Below are 15032 nucleotides of genomic sequence, written 5' to 3'. Positions count from 1 at the left end.
TCGTTAATAAAGTTGACTAAAACAGTCAACATAAATTCCTGGTCGTCCTTACGACCGCCGCCAGCAGTACACCGCGTTCAACGGTGGCCGTGCCAGCCCGACACCCATGACAATCGAAGATGGAAAAACCCATGACGGAACAGGTGCTTCTGGCCCCGGATCAAATTCGTGCAGCCTATGTTGAAAACACCGGAAAACGTGACCGCGATTTGGCGGAATCACTTGGAATAACCGAAGGTCAACTCGTTGCGGCGTTTGCGGGTATCGACGTAACGCGGCTTTCGGCAAGCCTTGATGACATCTTCCCCATGCTCAACGGGCTGGGTGAGGTCATGGCGCTGACGCGCAACCCCTCCTGCGTCATCGAGAAGGTAGGGCAATACGACAACTACCACTCTGGTGCGCATGCTTCGATGGTTCTGACCGAAGAGATTGACCTGCGCATGTTCCCCGGCCATTGGGTCCACGCCTTTGCCATCGAACGTGAAACGGACAAAGGGACAAAGCGATCCCTTCAGTTTTTTGATGCCGCCGGAGATGCCGTGCACAAGATCTTTTTGCGTGAAGGCTCTGACCTGAACCACTGGGGCGAGCTTGTTAGCAAATTGAAGGCGGATGACCAGTCCCAGACGCTGAGTGTCGAGCCGCGAAAGCCAACCGAGGCCGCCAAGGTGAACACCGACAAGGTCGAACTTCTGCGATCGGAATGGGCCAAGATGACGGATACACACCAGTTCCTGCGCCTGACCTCAAAGCTGAAGATGAACCGATTGGGCGCCTACCGCGTCGCTGGTGAACCGCTGGTTCGCGCGCTTGAACCGGCAACGGTTTCCCAGATGTTCGAACAGGTCCGGGACCAAGGGCTTGAGATCATGGTCTTCGTCGGCAACCGGGGGTGCATCGAAATTCACGGTGGGTCGGTTGAGACGCTTAAACAGATGGGTCCGTGGTTCAACGTGCTTGATCCGCGCTTCAATTTGCACCTGCGCTCAGACCATATTGCCGAGGTTTGGGCCGTGACCAAACCCACCCAACGCGGACCCGCCGTTTCAGTTGAGGCGTTCGATGCCGGAGGTGGTCTTATTCTGCAGATATTTGGTCGCCGTTCAGGCGAAAACGATCACCGCCCGGCCTGGGACCAACTGGTGGCAGGCCTGCAATCCAAAAAAGAAACCGAGGTGGCGTGATGAGCCCCCTTTGCAGGTTTTCATCGGTCGTCGCGCTAGCCAGCGCGGTGATCGGAACATCAGCCATCGCAGCAGATGAGCCAGAACCCAACCGCATCATCGCCATCGGCAGTTCCGTGACAGAGATCGTCTATGCCCTGGGTCAGCAGGACCGCCTTGTTGGACGGGACCGGACCTCGACCTACCCGGTTGATGTGCTGGACCTGCCCGATGTCGGCTATATACGTGCGCTGTCCCCCGAAGGGGTCTTGTCGGTGAAACCCGACCTGATTGTGGCGCTGGAAGGATCCGGTCCGCCCGAAGCGGTAGAGGTCCTCAAAGAGGCCGGTGTGCCCTTCGTCTCGATCAGTGAAGACTATTCACGCGATGGCGTGGTGGAAAAAATCCGGGCTGTCGGGGCCGCCCTGGGTGTCGAAGATGCCGCCGAAGAACTTGCCAATCAGACCAGTGCAAAGATTGACGGGGCCCATTCGAATGCAGTTGATGCTTCGGTGGGCGGCACACCCCGGGTTCTGTTTGTCCTGTCAGCTCAGGATAATCGCATCATGGTTGGCGGCGCGGACACACAGGCACACAGTATCATTCGTCTGGCTGGCGGCGTGAACGCGGCTGGCAACGTATCGGGTTTTAAACCCATGACACCCGAAGCGATCGCCACAACCGCGCCGGACGTGATTCTGATGATGGATCGACAAGGCAACCACATCACCGCCAATGAAGACCTGTTTGCCATGCCAGCCATCAAGCTGACGCCCGCTGGACAGAAAAAACGTCTGATCCGCATGCAGGGTGCCTATCTGCTGGGCTTTGGCCCCCGAACGGCCGAGGCGATTGCTGATCTGTCGGCGGAATTGCAGAGAATCAACGGCTCATGACCCTTGCAATGGATCACGATGGGCTCAACGTGGCTGCCCACGACCGACGAGTGACGGCGCGCCGGGTCACTCTGGCACTTATGGCGCTGTTGGTCTTCACCAGCATCTGCAGCATCTCGGTCGGCGCGTCGGACGCATCCGTTCGCGCAGCATTCACGGACCTGATTGCAGGGCGGGACATGTCGGACCTCGACCGGATCGTCCTGTGGGATATCCGACTGCCCCGGCTGGCGATGGGAGTTCTTGTCGGCGCCGCTTTGGCGGTTTCCGGCGTGGTGATGCAGGGCCTGTTTCGCAACCCTTTGGCTGACCCCGGAATTGTGGGCGTCAGCGCAGGTGCCGGTCTGGGCGCGATTTCCGCGATCATCCTCGGTGCGTACCTGCCCGCCTCCATTCTGGCCTGGGTCGGTAATAGCTTGGTCGCCGTGGCGGCATTTCTGGGCGGGTGGACGTCCGTCTTGCTGCTCTATCGCGTTTCAACACGAGGCGGGCAGACATCGGTTGCAACCATGCTGTTGGCAGGGATCGCGTTGGGTGCGCTGTCGGGCGCTGTGTCCGGGGTTCTGGTCTACATGGCCGATGACCAACAGCTGCGCGACCTGACGTTCTGGGGCATGGGCTCGCTGGCCGGCGCAACATGGACCAAAGCAGCCACGGCCGCTCCGATCATCTTGATTTCCGTGTTCACGGCCCAGTTCCTTGCCCGTGCGCTGAACGGCATGGCGATGGGCGAAGCAGTGGCGCACCACATGGGAATCTCGGTTCAGCGCAGCAAGAACATCGCCATTCTGGCCGTGGCTGGCGCGACCGGAGCCGCCGTTGCCGTATCCGGAGGCATAGGTTTCATTGGTATCGTTGTGCCGCATCTGCTGCGGTTGGCGACCGGGCCGGACCACCACCGCCTGTTGATGAACTCGGCCCTGTTGGGGGCTAGCTTACTTCTGTGTGCCGACATGATCAGTCGCCTGATCGTGGCACCGGCCGAACTGCCGATTGGTATCGTAACTGCAATCTTAGGCGCACCGGTCTTCCTGTGGATTCTGCTGCGGCGTCACGGAACAATGGGAATGTAAGTGATGAAAGGCGAAAACATACACGTCAAACTCGGCCGTAAGGATATTCTCCACGGCGTGGATTTTGACGCAGAACCCGGAAAAGTCACAGCCATCATCGGCCCGAATGGCTCGGGGAAATCTACGTTACTCAAAGCCTTATCAGGCGAACTTGAATCTTGTGGAGAGATTTCTCTGAACGGGCACAGCATTTCCGAGCTGAAGCCTTGGCAACTGGCTGCAATGCGCGGGGTTCTACCGCAATCGTCAACCGTTGCCTTTCCCTTCACTGTGCTCGAGATTGTCCGACTGGGCCTTGCAAACGGGCTAGCTGCAGCGGATGACAGCCTGCCTTCCCGCGCGCTGGCTCATGTCGACCTCGCTGGGTTTGAGCACCGGTCTTACCAGAACCTTTCGGGTGGTGAGCAGCAACGAGTTCAGCTTGCCCGCGTTCTGACCCAAGTCTGGGACGCGACATACCACGATCGGCCCAGATGGCTGTTGCTGGACGAACCCGTTGCAAGCCTGGACATCGCACATCAGTTCACTGTGCTGGGCGTCGCACGAAACTTCGCCACACAAGGCGGCGGCGTTGTTGTGGTGATGCATGACCTGAACCTGACGGCGCTGTTTGCCGATTATGTGTATGTCATGTCGGAAGGATCTGTTTGGGGCTCAGGCACACCAACTGCGATCCTGAACGACCAGACGATGCTGCAGGTCTATGGTATCGACCTGCCTATCAGCACCCTTCCTAAAGCTCAGGTTCCGTTCATCCTGCCGCAGGCCATGCGACAGGCCTTAACCGCGTAAAGGGCCCACTTGGGGCGAGCAGTATTTCCGCCTGCCCTAATCACGCACCGAAACTAGACGCCGTAACGGCTCAGTATCATCTCGACGCTGCTGTCTATAGTCGCGGTCATTTCGACTTCGGTCAGAACATTGCCAGAGAAAACCATCGGCCAGAAAGCTCTGGACTTGATCAGGCCGATGAATTCCTGTCCCGCCTGTTCGGGGTTTTCGATCCGTAACTGCCCGTCTTCGGCTGCAACCCTCAGCATCTCGATAAAGATCGCTGTTTTGTCCAGTTTGCCTTGCGCAGCGGCAGCCAGATCAGGGTTGCGCAGAGTTTCGCTGATCACCATCCGTGCCATCGCCATCACTTCGGGCAGCATCAGAATGCGCCCCTCGGCCCAGGCCAGATCGGTTAGCTGCTTACGAATGTCGCGCCCTTTTTCATAGCGGATATCCCGAACGGCCGCGAACCGGTTAGACAGCTCCAACACGATGGATCTAAACAAGTTTTCCTTGCTTTCAAAGTACTTGTAAAGCGTGCGCTTGGACACCTCGGCCTGCGCTGAAATACGGTCCATGCTGGCGGCGGCGAACCCCTTTTCTTGGAATTCCGCTACGGCCGCTTCGATGATCTGGGCATGTTTGGACGCATTCGGCGCTGTGCATTCGTTCATATTTTAAAGCTATAGACCCATTGACAGATCAAGGTCAAACACTACGTAAACTCACCAGTTTACACGCACGGGTTTCCGGCCTAGTGTAAACCCGCCAGTTTACCGACTCAGGTAACCAGCCCAACACGGAGAGCCCCCTCATGGCATTGACTTTGAAACTGAACGGCGAGACCCACACGGTCGACGCCGAACCCGGCACGCCCCTGCTCTGGGTGATCCGGGATGAACTTAAGCTGACTGGAACAAAATTCGGCTGCGGCGTCGCATCCTGTGGCGCGTGCACCGTGCATCTGAACGGCGAGCCTGTGCGCTCGTGCCAGACTTACATCGAAGATGTCGAAGATGCTGAGATCACCACAATCGAGGCGGTTGGAGACGACAAAATCGGTGCGGCCATTCAACAAGCTTGGATCGAACTCGACGTGGTCCAGTGCGGCTATTGCCAGTCGGGTCAGGTGATGTCGGCGGTTGGACTATTGTCCGAAAACCCCAAACCCAGCGTCGAAGAGATTGACGATTACATGCATGGCAACGCCTGCCGTTGCGCCACCTATCAACGCATTCGCGCCGGCATCCAGCGCGCATCTGAAATTTTGGAGGCCTGATCCATGACCATCAACACCTCCCGCCGTGGATTTCTGAAAGGTGCCGCTGCTGCCGGTGCCGTCCTGCTGGTTGGCGCACGCCCTGATGGGGCGCTAGCGGCTGCTTCGTCAGAGACCGCTCAATTCAACCCATTCGTCAAAATCGACGCCGATGGAACCGTAACGGCCATCGTCAAGCATTTTGAAAAGGGCCAAGGTCCAGCAACCGGCCTGCCGACGCTGATCGCAGAGGAAATCGGCCTGACCATGGACCAGATCGAATACGAATTCGCGCCGTCCAACCCGCAGGTCTATAACAACCTGCTGTTCGGTCCCTTCCAGGGCACTGGCGGATCAACCGCAATGGCGAATTCGTGGATGCAATACCGTCAGGCAGGTGCGGCGGCGCGTGAGATGCTGATCAATGCCGCCGCGCAAAGCTGGGGCGTGGACGCATCCGGCATCACCATTGAGGAAGGTATCGTCAAGGCAGGCGACAAATCGGCCCCAATCGCTGAATTCGTGGCCGCGGCCTCTCAACTGGAGGCCCCGGCCGAGCCGCGCTTAAAAGACCCGTCAGAGTTCCGTCTGATCGGCAACGAGACGGTGCGCCGCAAGGATTCCGCAATCAAAGGCAACGGTCAGGCAATGTACGCGATGGATGTCCATCTGCCGAACCAGATGGTCGCCATGATCAAACGGCCCGAATCGAAGGGTGGCATCGCAAGCGGCTTTGACGACAGCGCGTCAAAAGAGGTCAAAGGCTATATCAGTGCCGCCATCCTGCCCAATCAGGCTGGTGTCGCTGTCTATGCCGAAAACACCTGGGCCGCCATTCAGGCGCGTGACGCGCTTGAGGTAGACTGGGACATGTCCGGATCTGAGACCCGCGACTCGGACCAGATCAAGGCCGAAATCATGGCCGCTCTGGACGCCGAAGCCACGTATAACGTGAACAAGGCGGATGTCGCAGCGGTGTCGGCGACCATTGATGGCGCGGACACGGTCGTTGAAAAGACCTTCTATTTCCCGCTTTTGGCACATGCCCCGATGGAACCGCTGAACTGCACCATCGAGCAAACTGCCGAAGGTGACATTGTCCTGCACGATGGTGCCCAGATGCCGACCGGCCCGCATATGGCCTATCAGCAGATCTTCCAACTGCCGCCAGAAAAGATTCACATCAAAACAATGCTGGCCGGCGGATCCTTTGGACGGCGGGCGACGCCAGATGCAGATTATCAGGTTGAGGCTGCGCTGGCCTTTGTGGTCACAGACCGCTCGCGCCCGGTCAAACTGGTGTGGACACGCGAAGATGATATCCGCAGCGGTTACTACCGCCCCGCCTTCGGCCACAGGGTTCGCGTTGGCCTGGACGCCGATGGCAAAATCGTCGGCTGGCAGCATCAGGTCGCCGGTCAGTCGGTCATCAAGGGCACACCGTTTGAGGCCGTCGCGGTACATGACGGGGTCGACCACAGCTCTGTCGAAGGCATTGCCGACAGCCCGTATGACATCCCCGGAATGGCCTTGGGTTTAACCGATACCCCCAAGGCAACAACGGTTCTTTGGTGGCGCTCGGTGGGGCACACGCACACCGGGTATGTCATGGAGACAATGATGGATACCGTGGCCGAGGCTGCGGGTCGTGACCCGGTAGAATTCCGTCTGTCCCATCTGGCGGACACCAATAATGCGGATCAGCAACGCAAGGCAGAAGTTCTGAAGCTGGCTGTTGAGAAGGCCGGTTGGGGTAATGCTACTGCGGGTCGCGCACAAGGTATCGCGGTGCATAAGTCCTTTGGGTCTTATGCCGCACAGGTTGTTGAGGTGTCCGGTGATCCGGAAAACGGCATCAAGATCGAGAAGGTCACATGCGCCGTGGATTGCGGGATTGCCGTGAACCCCGACGTGGTGCGCGCGCAGATGGAAGGCGGTATCGGATATGGTATCGGCCACGTCATGCGTGATCAGATCACGCTGACCCAAGGCGCGGTGGACCAGTACAACTTCCCTGATTATGAACCGCTGCGCATCGGCGATATTGCCGAGATTGACGTTCATATCGTGCCTTCCGCCGAAGCCCCCACTGGTGTTGGAGAACCCGGCACACCGCCTTCGCCCCCCGCGCTGGCCAATGCGATCCGGGCGCTTTCCGGCGTGAAAGTCACCACTCTGCCGATGGTGGAAAACGGCGTCAGCTTCGTCTGACGGTCAACCCCGCGCCTGTCCCACTGGACGAGCGCGGGGTTTTTCTCAGTCAAAGATAATTTGATCAAATTTCGTGACAACAGGTCACTCCTCTATTACACCTCGGGTAGCCAGAGTAATGGAGTCAGTGATGGATCTGAGCGCCCTGCACAGTTTTCGCGTTGCCGCATGTGACCTGAATGGTCAGATGCGAGGCAAGCGTGTGCCGCCCTCTTACGCCGACAAGCTGGACAAAGGCACGCTGCGCATGCCGTTTTCAGCGTTGAATGTCGACCTGTGGGGCGCGGATATCGACGGCAGCCCGCTGGTATTCGAATCCGGTGACGCAGATGGTGTCTTGCTTCCGACCGAGCGCGGCCCAGTGCCAGTGCCTTGGCTGGAAACGGAAACCGCCCTGGTCCCCATGTGCCTGTATGACGACGAAGGCACCCCGTTTGCTGGCGACCCCAGGCATGCACTTGCCTCTGTTCTTGATCGCTATGCACAGCGTGGCTGGTCGGTCATTGCGGCGACAGAGCTGGAGTTCACTTTGCTAGACGCCTCGGGTGCGCATCCGCAGCCGCCGGTCAATCCCGTGACCCAGCGACGACTGGAGGATGAGGCAGTCCTGTCGATGGCAGAAATGGATGCCTTCGATGCGTTCTTCACCGACCTTTATGACGGATGCGCTGCGATGGGAATTCCCGCGCAAACCGCCATCTCGGAAAGCGGCATTGGCCAGTTCGAAATCAACCTGAATCACCAAAACGCCATGCGCTGTGCCGATGATACATGGCTTTTCAAGGCCTTGACGCGTGGCCTTGCCCGCAAACACGGGTTCACCGCAACCTTCATGGCGAAACCCTACGCCGATGACGCTGGCAACGGGATGCATGTCCATTTCTCGGTCGTGGATCAACAGGGCCGCAACGTGTTTGACAACGGTGGACCAGAAGGCACCGATTTTCTTCGGTGGGCGGTGGCGGGATGTCTGACGGCGATGCCCGGATGTACGCTTGTTTTTGCACCGCACGGGAATTCATACACGCGTCTGGTCCCGGGCGCGCACGCCCCAACCGGTGCGTGTTGGGCCTATGAGAACCGCACTGCGGCTGTGCGTATTCCCGGTGGCGCGCCGGTCGCACGACGGATCGAACACCGCGTCGCCGGTGGGGACATCAACCCCTATCTGATCTTGGCCGCTGTTCTTGGGGCCGCCATGAACGGCATCGAAGATCAGTCGGAACCGCCTGCCCCGATTTCGGGCAATGCCTATGAGATCGAAGGGCTGCCGCAATTGGCTGCCGACTGGACCCAAGCCATCACAGCCTTTGAAACAGACCCCAGAGTCGCGGGCATCTTTCCGGCCGACCTGATCCGCTATTTCGCCATGACCAAGCGACAAGAAATCAGGCGGTTCGCCGAGCGTCCATCCGAAAACCATTGGCTGAGCTATGTCGAAGCCGTATGAGCCCTCTTGCCCGCCCGCATCCGCTGGGCTAGAATAAATTTGATCAAATTTGGTGACCCATGAAAATCGGCATCCTACTGACCGGCCATCCACCTGATGAACTGCAGGACAAATTTAGCGAATATGACGCGATGTTTGCCGCGCTGCTGGACGGCAACGGTTTTACCTACGAAACCTTCGCCGTTGTAGACGGACAATTTCCCAAGGACGCGTTTCAGGCTGATGGCTGGATCATCACCGGCTCGCGCCATGGCGCGTATGAGGATCATGCGTGGATACCGCCGCTCGAGGATCTGATCCGCGCCATTCAACACAGCGGTCGTCCGCTGATCGGCGTGTGCTTTGGCCACCAGATCATCGCGCAAGCCCTGGGCGGCAAAGTCGAAAAGTTTACCGGTGGTTGGGCCGTCGGGCGCACCGAATATGACTTGGAAGGCCAATCCGTCACCCTGAATGCCTGGCATCAGGATCAGGTGGTTGAATTGCCCGAAGGCGCACGTGTGACAGGCACCAACGACTTTTGCCGCAATGCGATGGTAAGTTATGGCGACAACATCTGGACCGTGCAGGCCCACCCGGAATACGGCGATGCCTTTATCCAGGGCCTGATGGAAACGCGTGGCAAGGGTGTTGTTCCCGACCCGTTGATGGAAGCTGCCGCTAACCGGCTGCCTGGACCCGACGACAACGCGACCATCGGACGGCACATGGCAGAATTTCTGAAGAAAGAGAGGGCCTGATGGCCGACTGGACAGACCAGCTGCCAGAGGCAGCAAAAAATTATATCTCCGGCCACCGGCTGGATGAAGTTGAATGCATTATCTCAGACCTGCCCGGCATCGCGCGCGGCAAGGCCGTACCTGCCAGCAAGTTCGCGCGGCAGACTTATTTCCACCTGCCCGACAGCATCTTTTATCAAACCATCACCGGCGATTGGGGCGAAGCTGCAGGCGAAGACGGGTTCATCGAACGGGACATGATCCTGAAACCTGATTTCTCGACCGCCTCCGCTGCGCCGTGGACGGGTGACTGGACATTGCAGGTTATTCACGACGCCTATGACCGGGACGACAAGCCGATCCCTTTCAGCCCGCGAAATGTTCTGAAACGCGTCGTGCAACTGTATCACGACAAGGGATGGAAACCGGTCGTAGCACCGGAAATGGAGTTCTTTCTGGTCGCCCCCAATGTCGACCCGGCGCAGGGCATCAAACCGATGATGGGCCGTTCGGGCCGTCCGGCAGCCGCGCGGCAGGCCTATTCGATGACCGCGGTGGACGAGTTCGGGCCTGTGATCGACGACATCTATGATTTCGCCGAGCATCAAGGGTTCGAAATTGACGGCATCACGCAGGAAGGCGGCGCGGGTCAGCTGGAAATCAACCTGCGTCACGGCGACCCGGTCAAACTGGCCGACGAAGTGTTCTACTTCAAACGTCTGATCCGCGAGGCCGCGCTGCGCCACAACTGCTTTGCCACGTTCATGGCAAAACCGATCGAGGATGAGCCAGGCTCGGCCATGCACATCCACCACTCGATTATCGACATGGAAACAGGCCAGAACATCTTTTCGGGTCCTCAGGGTGGTGAAACGGACGCATTCTACAACTTTATCGCCGGTTTGCAGAACCACTTGCCTGCAGGTCTGGCCGTGATGGCGCCTTACGTGAACTCCTACCGCCGTTACGTGAAAGACCACGCCGCGCCGATCAATCTGGAATGGGCGCGTGACAATCGCACAACGGGCATTCGTGTGCCCCTGTCCGGCCCCGAGGCACGCCGCGTGGAAAACCGGATCGCAGGGATGGACTGCAACCCCTATCTGGGCATCGCGCTGTCTCTGGCCTGTGGTTATCTGGGCCTGACCCGGCAAGAACGCCCGCGCCGCCAATTCTATGGTGACGCATATGAGGGCGAAGGTGACATCCCGCAGGTGATGGGCAACGCTTTGGACCTGTTTGATGAGGCCACTGCCTTGCACGAAGTTCTGGGCCCTGAGTTCGCCCGCGTCTATGGCATCGTCAAACGGGCCGAGTACGAGGAATTCCTGCAGGTCATCTCTCCGTGGGAGCGCGAACATCTGCTGATGAATGTCTGAGGCACCCGATGAACCTGCTTTATTCCAATGACCGCAAGGCCGAATACCCGGCCAGCTGGTACGCGGCGACGGCCAATCCGGTGGACCGCTTCCCCGCGCTGTCCGGCGATGTGAAGGCTGATGTTTGCATCGTGGGCGGCGGGTATACCGGCCTGTCCGCCGCGTTACATCTGGCCGAAGCAGGGTTCGACGTTGTCCTGCTTGAGGCGCACCGCGTTGGCTTTGGGGCATCAGGCCGCAATGGCGGTCAGCTGGGCAGTGCGCAGCGGATGGATCAGGAAGACCTCGAACGGTTGGTCGGCGATGATGACGCCGCCAAGCTGTGGGATCTGGCCGAGGACGCAAAAGAACTGGTCAAATTGCTGATTGCGAAGCACCAGATCGACTGTGACCTGAAACCCGGCGTGGCCGTTTTGGGCCTCAGCAATGGTGAGCAGCAAGAGCTTCATGATCACGCGGCACATCTGTCCGACCGCTATGGTTATGACCAGATGGAGGTTCTGGACGAAGGCGCAGGTCAGGCATTGTGTCCTTCGCCCTCTTATCGGGGCGGCTATCTGGATATGGGCGCGGCGCATCTGCACCCGTTGAATTTTGCGTTGGGGCTGGCTCAGGCAGCGGCAAAAGCAGGCGTACGCATCTTTGAAAGCACCGAGGTTCTTGGCGTCGAAGAAACCACCCCAGCCGTTGTGAAATCCGCGCAGGGCAATGTGACGGCAGACCACGTTATTCTGGCCTGCAACGGATATCTCGGAGATCTGAACCGCAAGGTGGCCACCAAGGTCATGCCTATCAACAACTTCATCGCCGCGACCGAGCCTTTGGGCGCGGATACCGCCCGCGTTCTGACAAAAGACGTGGCTGTCGCCGACACCAAGTTCGTGGTGAATTACTTCCGCCTCAGTGCCGATGGTCGCCTGCTGTTCGGCGGCGGCGAAAGCTACGGCTACCGTTTTCCCAGTGACATCGCGGCAACAGTACGCAAACCGATGACCGAGATTTTCCCGCACTTAAGGGATGTAAATATCGACTACGCTTGGGGCGGCACTCTGGCCATCACAATGCGTCGGATGCCGTATCTGGCGCGGATCGCGCCCAATATCCTTTCCGCGTCGGGTTATTCTGGGCACGGGGTCGGCACGGCCACGCATGCGGGCCAACTGATGGCACTGGCCATCCAGGGGCAAGCCGAAGGGTTCGACACGATGGCCCGCGTCCCCGCCATGCCCTTTCCAGGAGGCCCCGCCCTGCGCAGCCCGCTGCTGGTGCTTGCGATGACATGGTTCGCGCTACGGGACCGGTTGGGCTTCTAACATTTGGGAATTTCGACAGATCGGTAAAATGTCGCCTTAGGGGCGAATGAAGGCTTGGATTGCATTTTGTTTAGCTTTATCTTTCCCAAAGATAGAATTTGGGAAAATCAAATATGACGCTTCCGCCAAACGTTCATGCCGCCGAACCCATCCCCCCAGCAGCAAAAGAAGCCATCGACGCCTTGATGCAGTCAGGCGATCTGTTTCGCTATACCGCGCCGCAGGATGGGCCGGTTGCCTTGCTTGAGGCCGAGTTTGCCAAGCTGCTGGGCAGTAAATATGCCCTGGCCGTTTCGTCCTGCTCGGCTGCCTTGTTCCTGTCGCTCAAGGCGCTCGGTCTGCCGCGGGATGCGCGGGTTTTGATCCCCGGCTTCACCTTTGCGGCCGTTCCGTCCTCGGTCGTGCACGCGGACTGCATTCCGGTCCTGTGCGAAGTGGGTGAGAATTATCGCATCGACATGAGTGATTTCGAGGCCAAACTGGACGGGATTCAGGCTGTGATCATCAGCCATATGCGCGGCCACACCTCGGACATGGATGCGATCATGGCGCTGTGTGACGCACGCGACATCCCTGTGATCGAGGACGCGGCACACTCGCTAGGCACAACTTGGCACGGGCGCAATATTGGCACGATCGGCAAGATCGGCTGTTTCTCGTTCCAGTCCTACAAGATGATTAACGCAGGTGAAGGCGGTATTCTGATCACTGATGATGCCGATCTGGTGGCACAAGCCGTGATCATGTCGGGCGCGTACGAACATAACTGGAAGAAACACAAAGGGCCGCAAGGCGACAACTCGCCCGAGTTGGAGCAGGCATTTGCCCGCTGGCAGAACCAATTGCCGCTCTATAACTTGCGGATGAGCAATCTCAGCGCTGCGGTGATCCGGCCACAAATACCGGAACTTGCGCGTCGTGTGCGTGACGGCCTGTCCAACCACGACTATGTTGCAGACCGGTTGAATACATCGCCCCATATCGACGTCCCTGCCCCTCTGGAGCCCGAACGCCGGGCACCGGATTCCATACAGTTCAACCTGGTGGACATGGACGACAACGATATCCGCGCCTTCGCTGCGGCGACTGAGGCGCGTGGCGTCAAAGTTCAGGTCTTTGGTCTGAGCCAGGACAACGCCCGCGCATTCTGGAATTGGCAATTCCTGCCGGAAAAGTTCGAGCTACCGCAAACTCGCGCAATGCTTATGAAGGCCTGCGATGTCCGGTTGCCTGTGCGCCTGACGCGCGAAGAGCTGGATGTGATTTCGGATATCCTGCTGGCGTCTGTGGGCGAGGTTACAGGCCCGGTTCCGGTGTACGGAACCTGACGAAAACTAGGGTCCAAGGTCAAAAAGATCGACCGGCAGAAACAGTGCTGTGATCCCCTTAGGGGTTGCAGCCACGCGGGATAGGATGCCGACAACCTGCAATCCAGTGTCCATCTCGACCAACAAGGGCGCACCAGAATCCCCCATCATGACAGGACATGTCGCCAGCAAAACCCCGCTTGAATGGTGGCGCGGCTGGCAGGTCTTTGTTTTGCTCAGCACATGGGGCCGGATACCGGGATAGCCCGCAACAAACGTGCTAGTGGCGCTATCATCCCCCAGCGGCAGATAACCGACCTGCCGCCCAATCGGTGCACTGAGTTCCAGAACCGCCCAATCCAAGTTTGATCTGTCATCAAACCGGCCTTCAACGCCCTGTTCAGGATGAACCCGATACGCTTTCACTCCTGAAATCACAGCGGCTTCTCCGCGCTGATAACCGGCGGCAAAACGGATGCTTGAGGGTGGAATCCACCGCTGACGCGGTGTGTTGTACAGACAATGCGCCGCAGTCAGGACAAGATTGTCCGAAACAAGAACCCCGGTGCAGTGAGACTTCTGATCCCGACTGGCAAAATTAACACGTCCAATCGCGCGCCACGGTGGCTGATCGGCCGCAAGAATTTCGCGTGCACGAATCGCGTCACATCCGGCTTCGGCCCGTGTCCCCAATGTACAAATTTGCGACCACTGGTCTGAGAAAATGCCCTGCGACAACGCGGGTTGCATCCAAAGTATCGTGATACTCAGGATCAACCAGCGCATCTTAGGCCGCGTCAGTTAAGCTTGGACAGCTTTTGCTGCAGTTCCGCCAACTGTTTTTTGATGTCCTCCAAATCTTCCTTGGGCTCGGATTTGGCGTCATCGTCTTTGTCCGGGCCGGACCATCCGCCGGACAGACCACCAGTCATAGCTTTCAGGAATGCTTGCTGCTGGGCCTGCATTGCATCAAACCCCGGCATCTGAGACATCGGATTCATCGCACTCATGTTTTCCATCATCTTGCTCTGGTTTTCCCGCAGCATCTCGAATGAGCTTTGCAGGAATTGCGGCATCACACCGCCACCCGGCAACATGTAGCTGCGCACCAGATCGTTCAGCACATTGACCGGCAGCACATTTTCGCCGCGGCTTTCGTGTTCAGCAATAATTTGCAGCAGATATTGCCGCGTCAGATCATCACCTGACTTCAAGTCTATGATCTGTACTTCGCGCCCGTCCCGAATAAACGACGCGATGTCTTCAAGCGTGACGTAGTCACTGGTCTCGGTGTTATACAGCCGACGGCTGGCGTAACGTTTGATCAACAGTGGTTTTTCTTGTTCCGACACCGTTTACCCTCCCCAAGGATGATGCATTGCAGCAAAGACTATGCGAGCGCAGCACAAAAAGAAAGGGCAGGTCTTTCGACCTGCCCTGCGCGATAGCACCGATTGGGAGGAGTAGGTGCGCCTCGCGGCGTTTG

General features: G+C 58.3%; 14 protein-coding genes. 11 read left to right on the top strand and 3 right to left on the bottom strand.

Features of this window, described 5'->3' with window-relative positions:
• Positions 1-131: 131 nt before the first annotated feature.
• The 4 genes from QMP16_RS22365 to QMP16_RS22350 are packed head-to-tail and all read left to right on the top strand — an operon-like array spanning position 132 to position 3927.
• A complete protein-coding gene (locus QMP16_RS22365; RefSeq protein WP_282154220.1) occupies positions 132-1187 on the top strand; it encodes a hemin-degrading factor in 1056 nt (351 codons plus the stop codon).
• Positions 1187-2062 (top strand): heme/hemin ABC transporter substrate-binding protein, encoded by an 876-nt coding sequence (locus QMP16_RS22360; RefSeq protein WP_282154205.1) that lies wholly within the window; start codon positions 1187-1189, stop codon positions 2060-2062. Before QMP16_RS22365 ends, QMP16_RS22360 begins: the two co-directional genes overlap by 1 nt.
• The gene (locus QMP16_RS22355) at positions 2059-3135 is read left to right on the top strand and encodes a FecCD family ABC transporter permease (RefSeq protein ID WP_282154204.1); all 1077 of its coding nucleotides are present in this window, start codon (positions 2059-2061) and stop codon (positions 3133-3135) included. The genes QMP16_RS22360 and QMP16_RS22355 overlap by 4 nt, the downstream gene beginning before the upstream one ends.
• A gap of 3 nt (positions 3136-3138) precedes the next feature.
• Complete coding sequence (locus QMP16_RS22350) at positions 3139-3927, top strand: heme ABC transporter ATP-binding protein (protein ID WP_282154203.1); 789 nt, start codon at positions 3139-3141, stop codon at positions 3925-3927.
• A 53-nt stretch (positions 3928-3980) separates the two neighbouring features.
• Here QMP16_RS22350 and QMP16_RS22345 read toward each other — a convergent pair whose 3' ends face one another.
• Entirely contained in the window at positions 3981-4583 is a 603-nt protein-coding gene (locus tag QMP16_RS22345; RefSeq protein ID WP_282154202.1) for a TetR/AcrR family transcriptional regulator, read from the bottom strand.
• 140 nt (positions 4584-4723) lie between these two features.
• Between QMP16_RS22345 and QMP16_RS22340 the strand changes: the two genes are divergently transcribed.
• From QMP16_RS22340 to QMP16_RS22310, 7 genes are all read left to right on the top strand, one after another.
• A complete protein-coding gene (locus QMP16_RS22340) occupies positions 4724-5188 on the top strand; it encodes a (2Fe-2S)-binding protein (RefSeq protein ID WP_282154201.1) in 465 nt (154 codons plus the stop codon).
• Positions 5189-5191: 3 nt separating this feature from the next.
• The gene (locus QMP16_RS22335) at positions 5192-7378 is read left to right on the top strand and encodes a xanthine dehydrogenase family protein molybdopterin-binding subunit (protein ID WP_282154200.1); all 2187 of its coding nucleotides are present in this window, start codon (positions 5192-5194) and stop codon (positions 7376-7378) included.
• Positions 7379-7508: 130 nt separating this feature from the next.
• The gene (locus QMP16_RS22330) at positions 7509-8828 is read left to right on the top strand and encodes a glutamine synthetase family protein (RefSeq protein WP_282154199.1); all 1320 of its coding nucleotides are present in this window, start codon (positions 7509-7511) and stop codon (positions 8826-8828) included.
• Between the two features lie 59 nt (positions 8829-8887).
• Positions 8888-9568: a type 1 glutamine amidotransferase gene (locus QMP16_RS22325; RefSeq protein ID WP_282154198.1), complete on the top strand. Its 681-nt coding sequence runs from the start codon at positions 8888-8890 to the stop codon at positions 9566-9568.
• Positions 9568-10926: a glutamine synthetase family protein gene (locus tag QMP16_RS22320; RefSeq protein WP_282154197.1), complete on the top strand. Its 1359-nt coding sequence runs from the start codon at positions 9568-9570 to the stop codon at positions 10924-10926. The genes QMP16_RS22325 and QMP16_RS22320 overlap by 1 nt, the downstream gene beginning before the upstream one ends.
• Positions 10927-10934: 8 nt before the next feature.
• Positions 10935-12239, top strand: coding sequence for an NAD(P)/FAD-dependent oxidoreductase (locus QMP16_RS22315; protein WP_282154196.1), 1305 nt, complete (start codon positions 10935-10937; stop codon positions 12237-12239).
• Positions 12240-12352: 113 nt separating this feature from the next.
• Positions 12353-13567: a DegT/DnrJ/EryC1/StrS family aminotransferase gene (locus QMP16_RS22310; RefSeq protein ID WP_282154195.1), complete on the top strand. Its 1215-nt coding sequence runs from the start codon at positions 12353-12355 to the stop codon at positions 13565-13567.
• 6 nt (positions 13568-13573) lie between these two features.
• On the opposite strand, the gene QMP16_RS22305 is transcribed toward QMP16_RS22310, so the two are convergent.
• Entirely contained in the window at positions 13574-14332 is a 759-nt protein-coding gene (locus QMP16_RS22305) for a trypsin-like serine peptidase (protein ID WP_282121507.1), read from the bottom strand.
• Between the two features lie 11 nt (positions 14333-14343).
• Positions 14344-14898, bottom strand: coding sequence for a polyhydroxyalkanoate synthesis repressor PhaR (phaR, locus tag QMP16_RS22300; RefSeq protein WP_282154194.1), 555 nt, complete (start codon positions 14896-14898; stop codon positions 14344-14346).
• Positions 14899-15032: the final 134 nt, after the last annotated feature.

The sequence above is a fragment of the Ruegeria atlantica genome (assembly GCF_947495585.1).
In the GTDB taxonomy this organism is placed as follows: domain Bacteria; phylum Pseudomonadota; class Alphaproteobacteria; order Rhodobacterales; family Rhodobacteraceae; genus Ruegeria; species Ruegeria atlantica_G.
The sequence above is the reverse complement of the archived record's forward strand: the minus strand, read 5'-3'. Positions and strand labels throughout refer to the sequence as shown.